Origin of the sequence: Azoarcus indigens (assembly GCF_004361735.1) — a bacterium.
Lineage (GTDB): Bacteria > Pseudomonadota > Gammaproteobacteria > Burkholderiales > Rhodocyclaceae > Azoarcus > Azoarcus indigens.
The window spans coordinates 350449-370328 of record NZ_SNVV01000001.1; the positions used below are offsets into that span (position 1 = coordinate 350449).

The following is a 19880-nucleotide window of genomic DNA, read 5'->3' on the forward strand; positions in this document are numbered from 1 at the left end:
ACATGGAACACGAACTCAAGACCCTGATCGCCCGCCTGCTGGCCCTGCGCTGGCTGCCGCGCGGCGACCGCCTGGTGCGCCGCGCGCTGGTGGATGAAACCTTCCGCTTCGAGCTGGACCGCCGCCTCGGCGACATCGGCATGCAGCTGCTGGACAACCCCTACGCCGCCCACGTCGGCGTCGCCCTGCAGCCGGAACTGGCCGAGCCGGTGTTCGGCGCCGGCCGCGAGTACGCCGCCAGCAACCTCGGCCTGGAACGCAACGAAATCGCGCTGCTGGTGGTGGTGTGGGCGCTCATCGTGCTGCCCAAGCGCGAACGCCAGGTCACCCGCCGCGACCTCGCCGGTGACGGCCAGACCGACCTGTTTGGCGGCGACAAGCCGGTGGCGCACGGCGACAGCGTCTCCGCCGGCCTTACCGAGGCCTCGCTGATCGCCGACTTCGGCCCCCGCCTCGGTGGCAAGACCAAGATGAACATCGCCTTCGGCAAGCTCGCCCGCCTCGGCTTCCTCGAACGCCGCAACGGCGTCGTCAGCGAAGGCCCGCTGCTGGACGTGGCGCTGGACTACCGCACCATGGCCGACCGCATCATCCACGGCACCCTGGGCGAGATCCTGGCCGCCGCCGGCCACGAAGTACCCGAAGCCAACGCCTTCGAAATGGCCGACGTGCTGCCGGACGAAGACGCCGGCGACGAGGACGACAACGGAGAACAACGCTGATGTTCCACATCAAGACCCTGGAACTGGTGCACTGGGATTTCTGGCGCCGCTTCTCGCTGCCGCTGGACGCCCAGATCATCACCATCGTCGGCCCCAACGGCTCCGGCAAGACCACCCTGCTCGACGCCCTGCGCACCCTGTTCGCGCTGCGCTGCTCCGGCAAGCGCGACTTCCGCCGCTACGTGCGCCGCGCCGACCGCAGCTACGCCTGGATACGCGCCATCGTCGCCAACCTGCCGGGCAGCACCGGCAAGCGCCCCTTCTTCCCCTGCCTGTCGGACGAAGTCACGCTGGCCTGCCGCATCCGCAAGGCCGGCGGCGACTGGATACGCGACTACACCATCGTGGACGGCAACCAGCCCATCGAAGCGCTGGAAGAGACCAGCGACTGGATAGGCCTGCGCGACTACCAGCACCGCCTCGCCTGGGGCGGGCTGACGCCGGCCATCACCAAGGTACTGGCGCTGGAACAGGGCGACACCGACAAGCTCTGCGAATACTCGCCCAAGGCCCTGCTGGAACTGGTGTTCGACGTCTTCGGCGACAAGGAAGTGCTGGACAACTACCAGGCCGCCCGCGAGGAACAGAAGAGCGCCGAACGCGAGCTGGACGAGCTCGGGCTGGACCTGGAACGCCTCAAGACCCAGGCCGAGGAGAAGAAGGCCGAGGCCAACCGCTTCCTCGAATGGAAGCAGCTGGCAGACGAAGTGCAGGCGCTGGAGGCGGAGATCGTGCCGCGGCTGGAAACCGCCGAACTGGCGCGCGAGGTAGTGGCCGAACGCGAAGACCTGCAGCGCGTGAGCCGCGAGCGCGCCGAGAAACTGGCCGAGCAGCGCGACGCCCGCGCCCGCCTGGAAGCGGTGCAGGCCGAACAGCAGGCCGGCGCTGCCGAGCGCAAGCGCCTGAAAGAGCAGGACGGCGACGCCGAGCAGCGCCACCTCGCCGCCCACGACCGCGTGCGCGACCTGGAGAAGCTACTGGCCGAGCGCGACGCCCTGCGCGCCCAGCTCGCCGCCGAGCATGGCGCCGACGCACTGTCGCTGGAGAAGGAGCACGAAGCGGCGGACGCCGCCGTCGTCGCCCTCAAGCGCAAGGAGCGCGAGCTGGTCGCCGCCTTCGAGGACAAGACCGACACCCTGCGCGGCGAGCGCAACCGCAACGGCCCCCCCACCGACGGCGAAGTCGCCCGCTTCCGCGCCCGCCTCGCCGCCGAGGGCGTCGCCCACCAGGGGTTGGCGGAGGTGGTGGAAGTCACCGACCCCGCCTGGCAGGCGGCGCTGGAAGCCATCCTGCGCCCCTATCGCCACATGGTGCTGCTGGAGCGGGAATCCGACCGCCACCTCGCCTGGTCGCTGGGCGAGCGCGAACGCTTCCGCCACTTCATCGTGCCGGAACGCGAAGCCGCCCCGCCGCCGCGGCCGATGAGCCTGGCGGAGGTGGTGAACTTCAGCGCGCCGGTGCCGCGCTGGCTCAGCGATCTGCTGAACCGCATCCGCCGGGTGAAGGACGCCGACGACGCCCGCGACCTGCCGCGCGAGCAGGAATGGATCACCCAGGACGGCTACCACCGCGAGCGCCGCGGCGCCCGCCACCTCGGCCGGCCAAGCGAATTCCACTTCGGCGAACTCGCCCGCCAGTCGCGCCTCGCCGGCCTGCAGGACGAAATCGCCCAGCTCGACAAGCAGCTGCAAGCCCTGCGCCCCAAGCTGGACGAAGCCGAGAAGCGCCTCAGCGGCGTGCGCCAGCGCCTGCTCGGCCTGCAATCCGCCCAGCTGCTGGCCGCCAACACCGAGCGCTACAACGACGCCGAAACCGAACTGCCGCAGGCGCGCAAGGCGCTCACCGCCGCCATCGCCGAACGCGCCGAAAGCCGCGGCGCGCTGGACGAGCTGGTGGAGCGGCTGCGCGGCGTCGAGATCGAAGCCGACCGCCGCGGCCGCGAGCTCAAGGCCATCGAACTGCGGCTGGCCGACATCGCCCGCGAACACGGCCCGCGCCGCCACGCCCAGGCCCAGCGCCTGGTGAAACTGCGCCGCCGCCGCCGCGGCATGCCGGCGCACTGGCTGGAGCAGAACGAACTCGCCCTGCTGGCGGAGAAGTACGGCGACGCCCGCGGCGCCCGCCTGCAGGCCGAGCGCCTGCGCCGCCACCTGGACGAAGGCGAGTGGATCACCGACCCGGCGGTGCTGGTGGTGCGCGACCGCCTGGGCGCCGACGTCGCCCTGCGCGAACGCGACTACCTGGACCGCCAGGGCTACTGCGTCACCGCCCGCAACCACACCGACAACGCCCGCGCCGCCTACATCGCCAAGCTGCGCGCCACCGTGCGCGAATACAGCAAGAACCTGAAGGCGCTGGGCGACCTCGCCAACGTCAGCGTCGATTGCGCGATGCCCCACCTGGAGAACGACGACCTCTCCCTCGCCCAGGCCGGCCTGGAAGTGCGCTTCGACTTCGACCGCAAGGGCGCGGTCGGCCTCAACGACGGCGAAGCTTCCGGCGGCCAGCAGGTGATGAAGTCGCTGATCCTGCTGATCGCGCTGCTGATGGACGAAGCCCGCCCCGGCGGCTTCGTCTTCATCGACGAGCCCTTCGCCCACCTCGACGTCGCCAACATCGACCGGGTCGGCACCTTCCTGCGCGCCACCCGCGCGCAATACCTCATCACCACGCCGGTGACGCACAACGCCAACGTGTTCGCGCCAGCGCAGCTGACGCTGGTGACGCGGAAGAAGCCGCCCGCCGAGAACTGGGCGCCGCCGATCGGGGTGCTGCAGCGCGCGGTTTAGGGCCGGCGCGGTTCGGATGAACCGGCCCGGCCCAGGAAACGCCGCCCTACGCCCTGTTCCCTCGCGGGGGGTGGGCGGAAAAAAGAAGCGCTGCTTCGCCCACCGGAACGCCCTGTGGCTGGCGGGCCGCAGCGCGGGGAAGCCCACAAGACGCCGCCACGTTCATGTCCGCGGCGGCCTTCTCCCGCTCCACGCTTGGGCCCCCTCGGCGGCAGGCCGGAGGGGGCTGCAGGCCTGGACAAGCCGGCTGCGGCTTCCCACACAGGCTTCACTTCCGGTTGAAATTGCTCGTCCCACCGACGCCGCTCAGCCGTCCGACGAACCATCCCTCGCCAGAAAAGACTTACAGCACATGGGCACCGGCCTGCCTGCACCGCTCCTTGCGCGCGGGCGGGCCCCGGATTCACCTACGGCTGCGGAGGGAGGCCATGTCAGGAACACCGTCATCGAACGTCGGGCTGGGCGTGGTCGCTGGCGCCGCCATCGGCCTGGCGCTGGACGACATCGGCCTGGGCATAGGCATCGGGCTGGCGCTCGGCATCGCCCTGTCGCTGGCGAACAAGGGCAAATAGTCCAATATCATCGCGGCCTGCCTCTCACTCCCGATCCACTTCCGACCGGGCACTTCAACTCAAGCCCCCGCCAAGGCGAGCGCCCGAAGGCCAGCGATGAACGATGCCCTCCCCTATGGACTGCTCGCCGACCTGGTGCTGAGCGCCCATTTCACCCTGGTGCTCTTCGTCGTCGGCGGCCTGCCGCTGATCGTCGCCGGCAACCTGGCAGGCTGGCGCTGGGTGAATCGCTTCGGGTTCCGCCTCGCCCATCTCGCCACCATCGCAATCGTTGCCGCTGAAGCCTGGCTGGGCGTCACCTGTCCGCTGACCACGCTGGAAGGCTGGCTGCGGGAGCAGGCCGGCCAGAGCGGCCCAGGGCCGGGTTTCATCGAATACTGGCTGCAGCGGCTGCTATTCTTCGAAGCGCCGCCCTGGGTCTTCATCTGCGCCTACACCCTGTTTGGCCTGCTGGTCGCCGCCACCTGGTGGCGTTTCCCTCCCCAACGCACGCCCCACCCCCCACGCAGCGAGCAAAGCCGATGATCTCCGCCGATTTCCTCCTCACCGCCCTGGTCGTCGTGCTGATTCCCGGTACCGGCGTGCTGTTCACCATTTCCACCGGCCTCTTCGCCGGCCGGCTGGCAGCCTGCTATGCGGCGCTCGGTTGCACCGCCGGCATCCTGCCCCATCTGCTGGCCACCGCGGCCGGGCTCGCCGCCCTGCTCCACGCCAGCGCGCTGGCCTTCCAGGCGCTGAAATTCGCCGGCGTCGCCTACCTGCTCTTCCTCGCCTACGCCACCTGGCGCGACACCACCGCCTTCGAGCCGACACGCAATGCGGCGGCCACGCCCGGCGCAATCATGCTGCGCGCCTTCCTGCTCAACATCCTGAATCCCAAGCTGACGCTGTTTTTCCTCGCCTTCCTGCCCCAGTTCGTCGCCGCCGACTCGGCGACGCCACTGGCCGACCTCGCCCTGCTCAGCGCCGTGTTCATGGCCATGACCTTCGTCGTCTTCGTCATCTACGGCCTGCTCGCCCACGGCTTCCGCCGCCTGGTGATCAATTCCCGCCGGGTGCAGCACGCCCTGAGGCGCGGCTTTGCCGGTGCCTTCGCGGTGCTGGGGGCGAGGCTGGCCTTCTCGGAGCGCTGAGGCATCGCCGGCGCCGGCGCAGAGAAAGAGCAAACGCTCAATCCGCGCCAGTCCCCAATACCCCGGCTTCCCGCAAGCACGCCTTGTAAGCTTTCATCACCGGTCGGGAGATCGCCGTTTCCGCCAGCACCCGGTGTTCGTAGATCTCCGCCACCAGCGCGTCGCGCTCGCCGGCGCGGGCCCGCGCAATCAGCCTGTGCATGTCCTCGCCCAGCAGGCGGCCGGGGCGCCCACGCAAAGCGTCATACAACAGCGGGATCACGTCCTTGTCCCGCGGCCCCATCTTGCACTTGCCGTCGAGTATCTTGAGCATCACCGTGGTGGTGCAATCCACATCCAGCGGATCGGTAAGGTGGGCACGCGCCCAGTCGGCGATCTGTTCGGGGCTCATCCGGCACTCCAGGGTTTGGATGACGGAAAGCGATGCAAGGACCGAGCCGGAGCATGCCCGGAGCCGGTTTTCCCGCGTGGTTGCGCCCGCTTCCATGCAAGCTCGATTTGCCGCGGCGTGGCGCGCCTGCGACAATTGCGCTCTTGACCACAGTGCCGACGAATCATGTCCGACCAGAACGCCCCGCTTACCCCCCAGGACGAAAACCACATCATCGCCGAGCGCCGCGAGAAGCTGGCGCAATGGCGCCAGACCGGCCGCGCCTTCCCGAACGACTTCGCCCGCGAGAACACCGCCGGCAAACTCGACGAGCTCTACGGCGAGAAAGAAGCCGAAGTGCTGGAAGCCACCCCGGTCGAGGTGAAGGTTGCGGGGCGCGTCATGCTCAAGCGGGTGATGGGCAAGGCCAGCTTCATCACCATCCAGGACCTGTCCGGCCGCATCCAGCTTTATGTGAAGCGCGACGCGGTGGGCGAGGACGTTTATGCCGACTTCAAGCACTGGGACATCGGCGACATCGTCGGCTGCGTCGGCACCCTGTTCAAGACCAAGACCGGCGAACTCACCGTGCAGGCCTCCGAGATCCGCCTGCTGACCAAGAGCCTGCGCCCGCTGCCAGACAAGTTCCACGGCCTCACCGACGTCGAACAGAAATACCGCCAGCGCTACCTGGACCTGATCGTCAGCGAGCAGACGCGCTTCACCTTCGTCGCCCGCAGCCGCATGGTGCAGTCCATCCGCAACTACATGACCGGCCACGGCTTCCTCGAAGTCGAAACGCCGATGATGCACCCCATCCCCGGCGGCGCCGCGGCCAAGCCCTTCGTCACCCACCACAATGCGCTGGACATGGAACTCTTCCTGCGCATCGCGCCGGAGCTCTACCTGAAGCGCCTGGTGGTCGGCGGTTTCGAGAAGGTGTTCGAGGTCAACCGCAACTTCCGCAACGAAGGCCTGAGCCCGCGCCACAATCCCGAGTTCACCATGATGGAGTTCTACGAGGCCTACGCGGACTACCGCAGCCTGATGAACTTCACCGAAGGCCTGATCCGCAACGCCGCACGCGAGGCGCTGGGCACCGAGAGCTTCGTCTACCAGGGCCGCGAGCTGGACCTGTCCAAGCCCTTCGCCCGCCTCACCATCACTGAGGCCATTCACAAATACCACCCGGGATACAGCCTGGAACAGCTGAACGATGCTGACTGGATCCGCGCCAAGCTGGAAGCCCTGAAGGCGCCGGCGCGCGCCGGCATGGGCCTGGGCAGCCTGCAACTCGCCCTGTTCGAAGAGACCACCGAAGCCGAGCTGTGGGAGCCGACCTTCATCATCGACTACCCGGCCGAAGTGTCCCCGCTGGCGCGCCGCAACGATGCCAACCCGGACATTACCGAGCGCTTCGAGCTCTTCATCGTCGGCCGCGAGATCGCCAACGGCTTCTCCGAGCTGAACGATCCGGAGGACCAGGCCACCCGCTTCATGGAGCAGGTGAAGGCCAAGGAAGCCGGCGACGAGGAGGCGATGTACTTCGATGCCGATTACATCCGTGCGCTGGAATTCGGCCTGCCGCCCACCGGCGGCTGCGGCATCGGCATAGACCGCCTGGTGATGCTGCTGACCGACAGCCCCTCCATCCGCGACGTCATCCTGTTTCCGCAGATGCGACCCGAATAAGGCTGCCGCCCGCCGTCGCACCCGAAACCCGCTGCTGCTTGCGCACAGCGGGTTTTGTCCTTTTACAACCCGCCGCAGCCCAAGCTGCCGGAACCCCGAGAACACCGATCAGCCTCAAGCGATCCACCATGCCGATACAGCCAGCCCGCCTCGAATACGCCCCGGACGGCACGCCCTACTCCAGCGCCTACGGCGACGTCTATCACTCCAGCGACGGTGGCCTTGGGCAGGCTCATCACGTCTTCCTTGCCGGCAACCAACTGCCGCAACGCTGGCAGGGGCGGCGGCACTTCACCGTACTGGAGACCGGCTTCGGCCTGGGGCTCAACTTCCTCGCCACCTGGCAGGCCTGGCGGGCGGACCCTGCGCGTTGCGAGCGGCTGCATTTCGTCTCCTGCGAGTTGCATCCCTTCGAACGGCATGACCTCGTCCAGCTACACCAACGCTGGCCGGAATTCGCTGCCCTCGCCGAGGAACTGCAGCGTGCATGGCCAACCCTGGTGCCGGGACTGCATCGCCTGCATCTGGACCAGGGCCGCGTTACCCTCACGCTAGGCCTGGGCGACGCCACCCAGTTGCTCGGCCAGTTCGACCTCCAGGCCGACGCCTTCTATCTGGATGGCTTCTCCCCGGCGAAGAACCCCGAGTTGTGGTCGCCGCGCCTGTTCCATCAACTCGCCCGCCTGGCCTCGCCGCAGGCGACGCTGGCGACCTGGTCGGTAGCCGGCGAAGTCCGCGAAGGCCTGCGGCACGCGGGCTTCGAAGTTGCAAAAGCGCCCGGCTTCGGCGGCAAGCGTCAAATGCTGCTGGGCAGCTACGGCGGACGCGATTACCGCAACCCGCAAGCCGGGGGGAATGCCACGGCTCACGCCCGGCATGCGCTGATCCTGGGTGCCGGTGTGGCCGGCACCTCCCTCGCCGAACGCCTCGCCGCCCGCGGCTGGACGGTAGACATCGTGGACGCCGCCAGCGGCCCCGGCCAAGCCGCCTCCGGCAACCACGCCGGCGTGCTCCGTCCCTTGCCCAGTCTTGACGACAACCGCATGAGCCGCCTGACGCGGGCCGGTACCCTCTATGGACTGCGGCACATCGCCGCACTCGGCCAGCGCGGCCTGTCACCCCGCTGGGACGCCAGCGGCGTGCTTCACCTGGGGCGTGACGAGAAGCAAGAGCAGAAAATGGCAGCGGTCGTGGAACGCCATGCGCCACCGCCCTCCTTCCTGCGCTTCGTCAATGCGCAGGAGGCTTCCGGCATCGCCGGCTGGCCAGTGTCCAATGGTGGCTGGTGGTTCCCCTCCAGCGGCTGGGTGCAGCCGCCCTCGCTGTGCCGCGCCAATCTGGCGGCGCATCCGGAGAAGATACGTGCTCACTTCGGCGTAAAGGCAACCCGGCTGGAGCGCGGCCCGGAGGCCGAAGGCTGGCGCTTGTTGTCGGCGGATGGCGGGCTCATCGCCAGCGCGCCGGTCGCCATCCTCGCCAGCGGCGTCGGTATCACCGCTTTCCCGGAGGCGGCAGCGCTGCCTGTGGTCTCCGCCCGCGGCCAGGTGAGCCTGCTGCCAGCCTCGGCGGGGTCCCCGCCCAAGGTGGTGGTTTGCCGTGGCGGCTATGTCAGCCCGGAGGTAGACGGCCTGCGCTGCGCCGGCGCTACCTTCAGCGTGGATGACGAGGAAACCGGCCTGCGGGACGCAGACCATCTCGAAAACCTGGAAAAGCTGGAGGCGATGCTGCCCAGCTACACCAGCGCCTTCAAGGACAGTCCGCCGGCCGGACGGGTCGGCTTCCGCCCCGCCTCACCGGACCGGCTACCCATGGTCGGGGCCCTGCCCCTGCCCGGCGGCGTCTACGCGCCCGGCACAGCACTGGCGCAAATCCCGCGCTATGCGGGGCTCTACGCGGTATCGGGCTTCGGCGCCCGCGGTCTGGTGTGGGCTTCATTGATGGCGGAAGCCCTGGCAGCGCGGCTGGAGAACGAGCCCATGCCGCTGGAGAAGGACCTGTGGGAAGCGGTGGATCCCGCCCGCTACCTGCTGCGTCCCCGGCGGCATGCCTTGCGGGAGGAATGAACCTCCCGCGAGCCCGCGCGGAGTTCAGCCCAGGTAGCGCGCAAGGCGCTTCAGCACGCGTTCGCGGTCCAGCACTTCCAGCACGGCATCAATGGAGGGCGTCTGCGGCACGCCCAGCACCGCCACGCGCAGTGGAATCGCCACCTGCGGCATCTTCAGCCCATGCTCCGCCATCGTGTCCTTGATTGCCTGGTTGAGCGCGGTCTTCTCCCACTCGGCCGCAGCAAAGCGGTCATGCAGGCCTTTCAGCGCAGCAATGGCAACCGGCGTCAGGTGCTGGGCCAGCACCTCCGGCGCGGGATGCAACTCGACGCAGAACAGCTCCGCCGCATCAGCAAGCTCGTTCAGATTGGTGGCGCGATCCTTGTACAAGGCAACTACCCGCTCCAGCGCCGGCCCAGCCTCGGGATCGACCCCGCGCCGGGCCAGGCGGCTGGCAACCTGCGCCGCCAGATAGCCGTCATCCGCCTTCTTGATGTACTGGGCGTTCAGCCACTTGAGCTTCTCGGTGTTGAACTGCGCGGCCGACGGGGTGATGTGGTCGAGATCGAACCATTCGACGAACTGCTCGCGGCTGAAAATCTCGTCATCGCCGTGGCTCCAGCCCAGTCGGGCGAGATAGTTGATGACGGCATCCGGCAGATAGCCCTCCTCGTCGTACTGCATGACGCTGACCGCGCCATGACGCTTGGAGAGCTTGGTACCATCGTCGCCCAGGATCATGGACAGATGCGCATACTGCGGCACCGCAGCACCCAGCGCCTGCAGCACGTTGATCTGGCGCGGGGTGTTGTTGACATGATCATCGCCACGGATCACCTGGGTGATCCCCATGTCCCAGTCATCCACCACCACGCAGAAGTTGTAGGTCGGCGTGCCATCACCGCGGGCGATGATGAAGTCGTCCAGCTCGGCGTTGGCGATCTCGATCCGGCCCTTGACCAGGTCCTCCCAGGCGACGCTGCCCCCGACCGGATTGCGGAAGCGCACGACCGGCGTCACGCCTGCCGGCGGCTCCGGCAAGGTCTTGCCCGCCTCCGGCCGCCAGCGGCCGTCGTAGCGCGGCTTCTCTCCCCTTGCGCGCTGCTCCTCGCGGATCTGCTCCAGTTCCTCGGCCGAGGTGTAGCAGTAATACGCAGTCCCCGCAGCCAGCATCTGCTGGATCACTTCCTTGTAGCGATCCATGCGCTGCATCTGGTAGAACGGGCCCTCATCGTGCTCCAACCCGAGCCACTTCATCCCATCCAGAATGGCCTGAACCGCCTCCGGCGTTGAGCGCGCCACGTCGGTGTCCTCGATGCGCAGCACGAACTGCCCACCATGGCGACGGGCATAGGCCCAGGAGAACAATGCAGTTCTTGCTCCGCCGATGTGCAGGAAACCGGTCGGGCTAGGAGCGAAGCGGGTACGGACAGGGGAGCTGGAAGACATTTAAAAGGCGTGGCAAACGTAAAGGCGCAATTCTAGACGATGGGCCCGCGTTCAACCGCTGAAAAGCGAAAGCCCCGGAACGAAGGATTCGTTCCGGGGCTTTCATGTTCTTGGTGGGCGGTACTGGGATCGAACCAGTGACCCCTGCCGTGTGAAGGCAGTGCTCTACCGCTGAGCTAACCGCCCGATCAGCCCGCTTGAAACACGCAGCTTTTCAGGTCTTTCGTCGAGGCCCAACCTGGTGGGCGGTACTGGGATCGAACCAGTGACCCCTGCCGTGTGAAGGCAGTGCTCTACCGCTGAGCTAACCGCCCCTCGCGAAAGAGGCCGGATTGTAGGAGTTGCACGCGTACTGCGTCAAGCAGCATCTACAAGCCATCAATGAAAAAGCCGATCAGAAGGATCGGCTTTTTGAATTCTTGGTGGGTGCTGACGGGATCGAACCGCCGACATCCAGCTTGTAAGGCTAGCGCTCTACCAACTGAGCTAAGCACCCGCGCCGGAGACGATCACCCTTCCACTGGCAACCGCTTCAAGCAAGCCTCTTAGTTTACTGCATCTTTAAGGCCTTTGCCAGCGCGGAACTTTGGAACCTTGGCTGCCTTGATCTTGATGCTCTTTCCGGTCCGAGGATTACGCCCGGTCCGCGCAGCCCTATCCCCTACGTAAAAAGTGCCAAATCCGACCAGGGTCACACTATCCTTCTTCTTCAATGCCTGCTTGACTGCCGCTACGGTTGCGTCCAACGCCTTACCCGCAGAAGCCTTTGAGATTTCGGCCTGCTTGGCGATGACTTCGATCAGTTCGGATTTGTTCACGTAAACCCCCTTCTCGATGGAATTGCGACGGGACTATCTCTGCCAAACCCAGGAACGGCGCGGGATTCCGGACCATTCCAAATGCGTTGCAAGCTGCAAGGGCTTTATAGCGTGCGAAAATCGAGCATGTCAAGAAAACGCCGCACCCTTGTAATACAAGGGTGCGGCATCGTCACAGCAACAATCGAGGGGAGAATTAAGTTCAGTGCGCGCGAATATTTTGCGCGGAAGCTGCATCCTCTGAAGAAGTCACCGCGCCTTCCACCTCGGCTTCCTTCTCCGGCAAGGGCTCAGGCTTGCGCTCCAACGCCAACTCAAGCACACGGTCGATCCACTTGACCGGAACGATCTCCAATGCATTCTTGATATTGTCCGGAATATCGGCCAGATCCTTGACGTTCTCTTCAGGAATCAAGGCCGTACGTATACCGCCACGCACCGCTGCCAGCAACTTCTCCTTCAACCCGCCAATGGGAAGAACTTCGCCGCGCAAGGTGATTTCCCCCGTCATCGCAACATCGCAGCGCACAGGAATACCTGTAAGCACGGACACGAGTGCAGTCGAAATCGCAATGCCGGCAGAGGGACCGTCCTTGGGAATCGCGCCTTCCGGCAGGTGAATATGGATGTCGCTCTTCTGGTAGAAGTCCTCGTCGATGCCGAGCGAGCGCGAGCGCTTGCGCACGACGGAGAGGGCGGCCTGGATGGACTCCTGCATCACCTCCCCGAGCTTGCCAGTGGTCATCACCTTGCCCTTGCCCGGCAGCGCAACTGCCTCCACGGTAAGGAGCTCACCGCCAACCTCGGTCCAGGCCAGACCCGTCACTTGGCCGACCTGATTTTCCTTCTCAGCAATACCGAAACTGTACTTGCGGACCCCAAGATACTTATCCAGGTTCTTCGCATTGATGACGATCTTGCTGGAGCGCTTCTTCAGCACCAACGACTTCACCACCTTGCGGCACATCTTCGAGATTTCACGCTCCAGGCTGCGCACCCCTGCTTCGCGGGTGTAATAGCGGCAGACGTCCCGTAGCGCTTCCTCGGTCACGGACAGTTCGTCCCGCTTCAACCCGTTGTTTTTCATCTGCTTCGGCAACAGGTAGCGCTGGGAGATATTGACCTTCTCGTCCTCGGTGTAGCCCGAGAGACGGATGACCTCCATACGGTCCAGCAAGGCAGGCGGAATATTCAGCGTGTTCGCCGTCGCCACGAACATCACATCGGAGAGGTCGAAATCGACCTCGACATAATGATCCTGGAAGGTGTGATTCTGCTCCGGGTCAAGCACCTCGAGCAGCGCGGAAGAAGGATCGCCACGGAAATCCATTCCCAGCTTGTCCACTTCATCCAGCAGGAACAGCGGGTTCTTCACGGCAACCTTGCTCATGTTCTGCAGGATTTTGCCCGGCATGGAACCGATGTAAGTGCGGCGGTGACCGCGGATCTCGGCCTCGTCGCGTACTCCCCCCAGCGCCATGCGGACGAACTTCCGGTTGGTCGCCTTGGCGATCGACTGTCCGAGCGAAGTCTTGCCCACGCCCGGAGGGCCAACGAGGCAGAGAATGGGGGCCTTGACCTTGTCCACCCGCTGCTGCACGGCCAAGTATTCGAGGATGCGCTCCTTGACCCGCTCCAGCCCGTAGTGATCCTTGTCCAGCACCTTTTCGGCTTCCGCCAGATCCTTGCTGACGCGGGACTTCTTCTTCCACGGCAGGCCAATCAAGGTCTCGATGTAATTACGAACCACCGTCGCCTCGGCAGACATCGGCGACATCAAGCGCAGTTTCTTGAACTCCGCCTGGGCCTTGGCCATCGCGTCCTTGGGCATGCCCGAGGACTTGATCTTCTTGTCCATCTCCTCGAGGTCGGCACCTTCTTCACCTTCCCCAAGTTCCTTCTGGATCGCCTTGACCTGCTCGTTGAGGTAATACTCGCGCTGGCTCTTCTCCATCTGCCGCTTCACACGGCCACGAATGCGCTTTTCGACCTGGAGGATGTCCAGTTCGGTTTCCAGCTGCGAGAGCAGCTTCTCCAGCCGCTCACCGGTGTCGAACATTTCCAGCACTTCCTGCTTCTGCTCCAGCTTGAGCGGCAGGTGAGCTGCAATGGTGTCGGCCAGGCGCCCCGGCTCCTCGATACCCGCGAGGGAGGTCAGGATCTCGGGCGGGATCTTCTTGTTCAGCTTAACGTATTGATCGAACTGGGCAATGATGGCGCGGCGCATCGCCTCGACTTCATTGTTGTCGATCTCAGGCACGGGAACAGGCGTCACCTTGGCAACGAAGAGGTTGCGCAGGTCCTCGACCGAGTCGATGCGCGCACGCTGAACGCCCTCGACAAGCACCTTGATGGTGCCGTCCGGCAGCTTCAGCATTTGCAGAATATTGGCAACGCAGCCGATGGAATAAAGGTCCTCGACCGAGGGCTCATCCTTGGCCGCCGACTTCTGGGCGACGAGCAGGATGCTCTTGCCCGCTTCCATCGCGTTTTCCAGCGCTTTGATGGACTTGGGGCGGCCCACGAAAAGCGGAATGACCATGTGAGGAAACACCACCACATCGCGCAGCGGCAGCAGCGGCAGTTCCATCTGGTCGTTGGGGAGTTCAGGATGGCCCGACATTTTCATTTTCCTTGCGAGAAAGGTCACACCCATATGCGGGCGTGACCTGGAAATTCAAGCGGCGGGTTGAAGACAGCTCAGTTGGAGCCGGAAACCTTCTGCTGTTCAGCGTAGATGAGCAGCGGCTTGGCGGCGTCCTCGATCGTGCCCTCGTCCACCACGACTTTCTCCACCGACTCCAGCGTGGGCAGGTCATACATCACATCAAGCAACGCAGCTTCAAGGATGGAGCGCAGGCCACGCGCACCCGTCTTGCGGCGAATCGCCTTGCGCGCAACAGCATGCAACGCGCCGGGCCGGATCTCGAGTTCCACGCCCTCCATCGAGAACAGCTTCTGGTACTGCTTCACCAGCGCGTTCTTGGGCTCGATGAGGATCTTGATCAGCGCATCTTCATCGAGTTCCTGCAAGGTGGCCACCACCGGCAGACGGCCGACGAACTCGGGGATGAGACCGAACTTGATAAGGTCTTCCGGCTCGACGTTGCGGAAGGTCTCGGAGAGGTTCTTGGCCTCCCGGCTCTTCACTTCGGCGCCGAAACCGATGCCCGCCTTCTCGGTCCGATTGCGAATGACCTTGTCAAGACCGTCGAAGGCACCACCGCAGATGAACAGCACATTGGTGGTATCAACCTGGATGAAATCCTGGTTGGGATGCTTGCGCCCACCCTGAGGCGGAATGGAGGCCACTGTGCCTTCGATCAACTTCAGAAGGGCCTGCTGAACACCCTCGCCCGAGACGTCGCGGGTGATGGAGGGGTTGTCCGACTTGCGGGAAATCTTGTCGATCTCATCGATGTAGACGATGCCCTGCTGCGCCTTATCGACATCGTAATCGCACTTCTGCAGCAGCTTCTGGATGATGTTCTCGACGTCCTCGCCCACATAACCTGCTTCGGTAAGCGTAGTGGCATCAGCCATCACGAAGGGAACGTTGAGCAGGCGAGCCAAGGTCTGCGCGAGCAGCGTCTTGCCGGAACCGGTAGGGCCGATCAGCAGGATGTTGCTCTTGGACAGTTCGACTTCATCCTGCCGGCCCGTCAGGTGGCGCAGACGCTTGTAGTGGTTGTACACCGCCACGGCCAGGCTGCGCTTGGCTTGCGGCTGTCCGATCACGTACTGGTCGAGGATCTCGCAGATCTCATGCGGCGTGGGTAGCTTGCCCTTGACGCCTTCCGTCTCGACGTCGCCAGCAATCTCATCACGGATGATGTCGTTGCAGAGCTCGATGCATTCGTCGCAGATGAAGACGGACGGACCCGCGATGAGCTTGCGCACTTCATGCTGGCTCTTGCCGCAAAACGAGCAGTAAAGCAGCTTTTCGCCACCCGTCTTCTTTTCCGTCATGGTCTGATTCTCCTCAGGTATCTGCCCGGCTGGTCAGCACTTTGTCGACGAGGCCATACTCGACGGCAGCTGCGGCAGACATGAAATTATCACGGTCGGTATCTCTCTCGATCCGCTCGATGGGCTGGCCGGTGTGGGATGCCAGCATCTCGTTAAGACGGGCACGCAGGTGCAGGATTTCGCGAGCGTGGATCTCGATATCCGAGGCCTGACCCTGAAAGCCACCCAGAGGCTGATGGATCATCACCCGCGAGTTCGGCAGGCAGAAACGCTTGCCCTTCTCACCGGCCGCCAGAAGAAAAGCCCCCATGCTGGCCGCCTGGCCGATGCACAGCGTGCTGACGTTGGGCTTGATGAACTGCATGGTGTCGTAGATCGCCATGCCAGCCGTCACCGACCCGCCCGGAGAATTGATGTAGAAGTGGATGTCCTTATCGGGATTCTCCGACTCCAGAAACAGCAATTGGGCAACAATAAGGTTGGCGGTGACGTCGTTCACCGGGCCGACGAGGAACACCACTCGCTCCTTGAGAAGGCGGGAGTAGATGTCGTACGACCGTTCGCCGCGACCGCTCTGTTCTACCACCATCGGAATCAGGCCAAGGCCGACCGGATCCCAGGTGCTGTGCTGTGGTGTTCCGTTGTTCATCGTCAGTTCTTCCGCGGCTTACGCCGCATTGCCCATCAGTTCATCGAAAGCGACCGGTTTGTCGGTGGCCTTGGCCTGGTCAACCACCCAGCCCACGACATTGTCCTCGATCACCACTGCTTCAGCCTGCGCCAGCCTTTCGGGCTGAGCGTAATACCAGCGTACCAGCTCCGAGGGGTCCTCGTAGCTCTGCGCCATCTCTTCCACCAGGGCCCGGATCTGCTCCGGCTTGGCGTGCAATTCCTGTCCCTTCACCAGTTCAGCCATGATCAGGCCGAGTTTCACCCGACGTACAGCCTGCTCAGCAAACCAGGCCGGCTCAACCGGGATGTCCTGGGACTTCATGCCGCGCATTTCGAGGTCACGCCGGGCATTGTCGGCCAGTTGCCGCGACTCCGCCTCTACCAGCGCCTTCGGTACCTCGATCGGAGTGACCGCCAGCAGCGCGTCCATCACCTGCTCCTTCACCTTGGCCTGGATGCGGCGCTTCACCTCGCGCTCCAGGTTGCCCTTCACTTCCTCGCGCAGCTTGGCGACGTCACCGTCCGCCACGCCCAGCGCCTTGGCGAAATCCGCGTCGACTTCGGGCAGCACCGGCGCTTCCACCGCCTTCACCGTCACTTCGAACTGCACCGTCTGTCCCGCCAGATGCTTGGCGTGGTAATCCTCCGGGAAGGTCATGTCGAAAGTCTTGCTCTCGCCCGCCTTCAAACCCGTTACCGCCGCCTCGAAATCCTTCAGCATTGAGCCGGCACCAATCACGAAGGGGAAGTCATTCGCCTGACCACCGTCAAAGAGCTCGCCATCCTTGCGACCAGCGAAGTCGATCACGACGCGGTCCCCTTCCGCCGCAGCCCGCTCAGCAACCTGGAACGTGGTGCGCTGCTTGCGCAGCACGTCGATGGTCTTGTCCACCTCGGCGTCACCGACGTTCAGCACCGGCCGCTCGATCTGCTGCTCCGACAGATCGCCCGGCACGACTTCCGGGTAGACCTCGAACACCGCACTGAATTCCAGCGCCTCGCTGCCAGCCACTTCCTTCGGTTCGATACGCGGGTAACCAGCGACACGCAAATTCTGTTCCCGGACTGTCTCGCCGAACACCTTCTCCACTGCAGCGCCAATCGCTTCGGAACGGGCCTGAGCACCATATGTCTGGGCGACGATCTTCATCGGCACCTTACCAGGCCGGAAACCCGGCATCTTCACGGTGCGAGCCATCCGCTTCAGGCGGGATTCCACTTCCTTGTCGATTTCCGCCATGGGAACGGACATGTCGATGCGGCGCTCCAGTGCGCTCGGGGTTTCCTGGTTGGTCTGCATTAAATCGATCCTGAGTGGTCAAAAATACCGCCCGGACGCACGTCAAACCCGGTTACTTCCATTAAATCCGGGGCTTGCGAACGGCTCGAGCTTGTTTCAAGAAAACGGCGATTCTAGCACAGGGGGCGGGTCTTCCTTCCAGCGGCCATCCGGCCGGAAAATGCACGCGGGCCGGTGAAAAAATGCGCACTTGGGCGTGGAACTCGCTCTATCGCGTGGCCCTCAGAAGGGTGAGAATGCAAGGCACGGCGTCCCTTGCAGGCCAGCAGGCCAGCAGCGCCGACGCTTCGACGAACCTGCGCCGGGCACCTGGAGCCCGCTAGTTTAGGAGACGTCCCCATGAGCATCTTCAATGCCTACCAAGCCCGCTTCGAAGCCGCCCGTGAAGAGGAGATGTCGATCCAGGAATACCTGGAGCTGTGCAAGGCCGACCGCTCCGCGTACGCCACGGCAGCCGAACGGATGCTCATGGCGATCGGCGAACCGGAACTTGTCGATACCCGCCTGGACCCCCGCCTCTCCCGCATTTTTTCCAACAAGGTCCTCAAGCTCTACCCTGCCTTCCGCGATTTCTACGGCATGGAAGAAGTCATAGAGCACATCGTGTCGTACTTCCGACACGCTGCTCAGGGGCTGGAGGAAAAGAAACAGATCCTGTATTTGCTGGGCCCGGTGGGCGGCGGCAAGTCCTCGCTGGCCGAGAAGCTGAAGACCCTGATCGAGAAGGTGCCCTTCTACGCGATCAAGGGCTCGCCGGTACATGAATCGCCACTGGGCCTGTTCGACGTGACCGAGGACGGCCACATCCTGGAGGACGACTACGGCATCCACCGCCGTTACCTCAACACCATCATGAGCCCGTGGGCGGTCAAGCGTCTGCATGAATTCGGGGGCGACATCACCAGGTTCAGGGTGGTGAAGCTCACTCCCTCGGTGCTGCGGCAGGTGGCGGTGGCCAAGACCGAGCCAGGCGACGAGAACAACCAGGACATCTCCTCGCTGGTCGGCAAGATCGATATCCGCAAGCTGGAGGAATACTCCCAGGACGACCCGGACGCCTACAGCTATTCCGGCGGCCTCTGCCTGGCCAACCGCGGCCTGCTCGAGTTCGTCGAAATGTTCAAGGCGCCGATCAAGGTGCTGCACCCCTTGCTGACCGCCACCCAGGAGGGCAACTACAAGGGCACCGAAGGCTTCGGGGCGATTCCCTTCGACGGCATCATCATGGCCCACTCGAACGAGTCGGAATGGGTGTCGTTCAAGAACAACAAGAACAACGAGGCTTTCCTCGACCGTATCTACACGGTGAAGGTGCCTTACTGCCTGCGGCTGTCGGACGAGATACGCATCTATGAGAAGCTGCTCACCCACAGCTCCCTGTCCGAGGCACCCTGCGCGCCGGACACACTGAAGATGATGTCCCAGTTCGCGGTATTGTCCCGACTCAAGGAGCCGGAGAACTCCAGTATCTATTCCAAGATGCGGGTGTATGACGGCGAGAACCTGAAGGACACCGATCCCAAGGCCAAGAGCTTCCAGGAATACCGGGACTATGCCGGCGTCGACGAAGGCATGACCGGCCTCTCCACCCGCTTCGCCTTCAAGGTGCTGTCCAAGGTCTTCAACTTCGACCACCGCGAGGTCGCGGCCAACCCGGTGCACCTGATGTACGTGCTGGAGCAGCAGATCGAGCAGGAGCAGTTCCCGCCCGAGGTCGAGGCACGCTATCTCGGCTTCATCAAGGAGTATCTGGCGCCGCGCTACGCCGAGTTCATCGGCAAGGAGATCCAGACGGCCTACCTGGAGAGCTACTCCGAGTACGGTCAGAACATCTTCGACCGCTATGTGATCTACGCTGACTTCTGGATCCAGGATCAGGAGTTCCGCGACCCGAACACTGGCGAGATTCTCGACCGCTCTGCGCTCAACGACGAGTTGGAGAAGATCGAGAAGCCGGCGGGCATCAGCAATCCGAAGGACTTCCGCAACGAGGTGGTGAACTTCGTATTGCGGGCCCGGGCGAAGAACGAAGGGCGCAACCCCAGTTGGACTTCCTACGAGAAGCTGCGGGCGGTGATTGAAAAGAAGATGTTCTCCAACACCGAGGACCTGTTGCCGGTCATCAGCTTCAACGCCAAGGCCAGCGCCGACGAGCAGAAGAAGCATCAGGACTTCGTTAACCGCATGATCGAGAAGGGCTATACCGAGAAGCAGGTGCGGCTGCTGTGCGAGTGGTACCTGCGGGTGCGCAAGTCTTCTTGACGCAGTTCGGCATTGCGCGCTCCCCCGGAGAGCGGAGTGCCGCCGCCTCACGGCGTTGCCGTGGCGCCTGCGACGGCGCTGCCGTGT

15 protein-coding genes and 3 tRNA genes are annotated in these 19880 nt (G+C 64.2%); 8 read left to right on the plus strand and 10 right to left on the minus strand.

Annotated features, from left to right (window positions below):
- The first annotated feature begins 2 nt into the window (after positions 1 to 2).
- The 5 genes from C7389_RS01625 (at position 3) to C7389_RS01640 (ending at position 5216) form a co-directional block, all read left to right on the plus strand.
- On the plus strand, positions 3 to 722 hold the full coding sequence (locus tag C7389_RS01625; RefSeq protein ID WP_133587693.1) for a hypothetical protein: 720 nt from the start codon (positions 3 to 5) through the stop codon (positions 720 to 722).
- Entirely contained in the window at positions 722 to 3511 is a 2790-nt protein-coding gene (locus tag C7389_RS01630) for an AAA family ATPase (RefSeq protein ID WP_133587695.1), read from the plus strand. Before C7389_RS01625 ends, C7389_RS01630 begins: the two co-directional genes overlap by 1 nt.
- 428 nt (positions 3512 to 3939) lie before the next feature.
- A complete protein-coding gene (locus C7389_RS24780) occupies positions 3940 to 4083 on the plus strand; it encodes a glycine zipper domain-containing protein (protein ID WP_162851636.1) in 144 nt (47 codons plus the stop codon).
- Between the two features lie 96 nt (positions 4084 to 4179).
- Positions 4180 to 4608: a DUF2784 domain-containing protein gene (locus tag C7389_RS01635; RefSeq protein WP_133587697.1), complete on the plus strand. Its 429-nt coding sequence runs from the start codon at positions 4180 to 4182 to the stop codon at positions 4606 to 4608.
- Entirely contained in the window at positions 4605 to 5216 is a 612-nt protein-coding gene (locus C7389_RS01640) for a LysE family translocator (RefSeq protein ID WP_133587699.1), read from the plus strand. The genes C7389_RS01635 and C7389_RS01640 overlap by 4 nt, the downstream gene beginning before the upstream one ends.
- A gap of 37 nt (positions 5217 to 5253) precedes the next feature.
- Here C7389_RS01640 and C7389_RS01645 read toward each other — a convergent pair whose 3' ends face one another.
- The gene (locus C7389_RS01645) at positions 5254 to 5607 is read right to left on the minus strand and encodes a hypothetical protein (protein WP_133587701.1); all 354 of its coding nucleotides are present in this window, start codon (positions 5605 to 5607) and stop codon (positions 5254 to 5256) included.
- A 165-nt stretch (positions 5608 to 5772) separates the two neighbouring features.
- Here C7389_RS01645 and lysS point away from each other — a divergent pair, with 165 nt between their 5' ends.
- Both lysS and mnmC read left to right on the plus strand, forming a co-directional pair.
- A complete protein-coding gene (gene lysS, locus C7389_RS01650; protein WP_133587703.1) occupies positions 5773 to 7278 on the plus strand; it encodes a lysine--tRNA ligase in 1506 nt (501 codons plus the stop codon).
- A gap of 128 nt (positions 7279 to 7406) precedes the next feature.
- Positions 7407 to 9341, plus strand: coding sequence for a bifunctional tRNA (5-methylaminomethyl-2-thiouridine)(34)-methyltransferase MnmC2/FAD-dependent 5-carboxymethylaminomethyl-2-thiouridine(34) oxidoreductase MnmC1 (mnmC, locus tag C7389_RS01655; protein ID WP_133587705.1), 1935 nt, complete (start codon positions 7407 to 7409; stop codon positions 9339 to 9341).
- Between the two features lie 24 nt (positions 9342 to 9365).
- Here mnmC and gltX read toward each other — a convergent pair whose 3' ends face one another.
- The 9 genes from gltX to tig all read right to left on the minus strand — a co-directional run bounded on the left by gltX (position 9366) and on the right by tig (position 17531).
- Positions 9366 to 10772, minus strand: coding sequence for a glutamate--tRNA ligase (gene gltX, locus C7389_RS01660; protein WP_133587707.1), 1407 nt, complete (start codon positions 10770 to 10772; stop codon positions 9366 to 9368).
- A 111-nt stretch (positions 10773 to 10883) separates the two neighbouring features.
- A tRNA-Val gene (locus C7389_RS01665) sits at positions 10884 to 10958 on the minus strand.
- Positions 10959 to 11011: 53 nt separating this feature from the next.
- Positions 11012 to 11086: transfer RNA gene (locus C7389_RS01670), tRNA-Val, on the minus strand.
- A gap of 106 nt (positions 11087 to 11192) precedes the next feature.
- A tRNA-Val gene (locus C7389_RS01675) sits at positions 11193 to 11268 on the minus strand.
- A gap of 49 nt (positions 11269 to 11317) precedes the next feature.
- The gene (locus C7389_RS01680) at positions 11318 to 11590 is read right to left on the minus strand and encodes an HU family DNA-binding protein (protein WP_133587709.1); all 273 of its coding nucleotides are present in this window, start codon (positions 11588 to 11590) and stop codon (positions 11318 to 11320) included.
- A gap of 202 nt (positions 11591 to 11792) precedes the next feature.
- A complete protein-coding gene (gene lon, locus C7389_RS01685; RefSeq protein ID WP_168977651.1) occupies positions 11793 to 14213 on the minus strand; it encodes an endopeptidase La in 2421 nt (806 codons plus the stop codon).
- 77 nt (positions 14214 to 14290) lie between these two features.
- Positions 14291 to 15559 carry an ATP-dependent Clp protease ATP-binding subunit ClpX gene (clpX, locus tag C7389_RS01690; protein ID WP_133587711.1) on the minus strand — a complete coding sequence of 423 codons (1269 nt, stop codon included), beginning with the start codon at positions 15557 to 15559 and terminating at the stop codon, positions 14291 to 14293.
- Positions 15560 to 15572: 13 nt separating this feature from the next.
- The gene (clpP, locus tag C7389_RS01695) at positions 15573 to 16208 is read right to left on the minus strand and encodes an ATP-dependent Clp endopeptidase proteolytic subunit ClpP (protein WP_133587713.1); all 636 of its coding nucleotides are present in this window, start codon (positions 16206 to 16208) and stop codon (positions 15573 to 15575) included.
- A gap of 18 nt (positions 16209 to 16226) precedes the next feature.
- The gene (tig, locus tag C7389_RS01700) at positions 16227 to 17531 is read right to left on the minus strand and encodes a trigger factor (RefSeq protein WP_133587715.1); all 1305 of its coding nucleotides are present in this window, start codon (positions 17529 to 17531) and stop codon (positions 16227 to 16229) included.
- 339 nt (positions 17532 to 17870) lie between these two features.
- Here tig and C7389_RS01705 point away from each other — a divergent pair, with 339 nt between their 5' ends.
- The gene (locus C7389_RS01705; protein WP_133587717.1) at positions 17871 to 19793 is read left to right on the plus strand and encodes a PrkA family serine protein kinase; all 1923 of its coding nucleotides are present in this window, start codon (positions 17871 to 17873) and stop codon (positions 19791 to 19793) included.
- Positions 19794 to 19880: the final 87 nt, after the last annotated feature.

Excerpts from the sequence above, each read along its gene's own strand:
- C7389_RS01625 (WP_133587693.1), top strand. The coding sequence starts at position 3 with ATGGAACACGAACTCAAGACCCTGATCGCCCGCCTGCTGGCCCTGCGC.
- C7389_RS01630 (WP_133587695.1), top strand. The coding sequence starts at position 722 with ATGTTCCACATCAAGACCCTGGAACTGGTGCACTGGGATTTCTGGCGC.
- C7389_RS24780 (WP_162851636.1), top strand. The coding sequence starts at position 3,940 with ATGTCAGGAACACCGTCATCGAACGTCGGGCTGGGCGTGGTCGCTGGC.
- C7389_RS01635 (WP_133587697.1), top strand. The coding sequence starts at position 4,180 with ATGAACGATGCCCTCCCCTATGGACTGCTCGCCGACCTGGTGCTGAGC.
- C7389_RS01640 (WP_133587699.1), top strand. The coding sequence starts at position 4,605 with ATGATCTCCGCCGATTTCCTCCTCACCGCCCTGGTCGTCGTGCTGATT.
- C7389_RS01645 (WP_133587701.1), bottom strand. The coding sequence starts at position 5,607 with ATGAGCCCCGAACAGATCGCCGACTGGGCGCGTGCCCACCTTACCGAT.
- lysS (WP_133587703.1), top strand. The coding sequence starts at position 5,773 with ATGTCCGACCAGAACGCCCCGCTTACCCCCCAGGACGAAAACCACATC.
- mnmC (WP_133587705.1), top strand. The coding sequence starts at position 7,407 with ATGCCGATACAGCCAGCCCGCCTCGAATACGCCCCGGACGGCACGCCC.
- gltX (WP_133587707.1), bottom strand. The coding sequence starts at position 10,772 with ATGTCTTCCAGCTCCCCTGTCCGTACCCGCTTCGCTCCTAGCCCGACC.
- lon (WP_168977651.1), bottom strand. The coding sequence starts at position 14,213 with ATGTCGGGCCATCCTGAACTCCCCAACGACCAGATGGAACTGCCGCTG.
- clpX (WP_133587711.1), bottom strand. The coding sequence starts at position 15,559 with ATGACGGAAAAGAAGACGGGTGGCGAAAAGCTGCTTTACTGCTCGTTT.
- clpP (WP_133587713.1), bottom strand. The coding sequence starts at position 16,208 with ATGAACAACGGAACACCACAGCACAGCACCTGGGATCCGGTCGGCCTT.
- tig (WP_133587715.1), bottom strand. The coding sequence starts at position 17,531 with ATGCAGACCAACCAGGAAACCCCGAGCGCACTGGAGCGCCGCATCGAC.
- C7389_RS01705 (WP_133587717.1), top strand. The coding sequence starts at position 17,871 with ATGAGCATCTTCAATGCCTACCAAGCCCGCTTCGAAGCCGCCCGTGAA.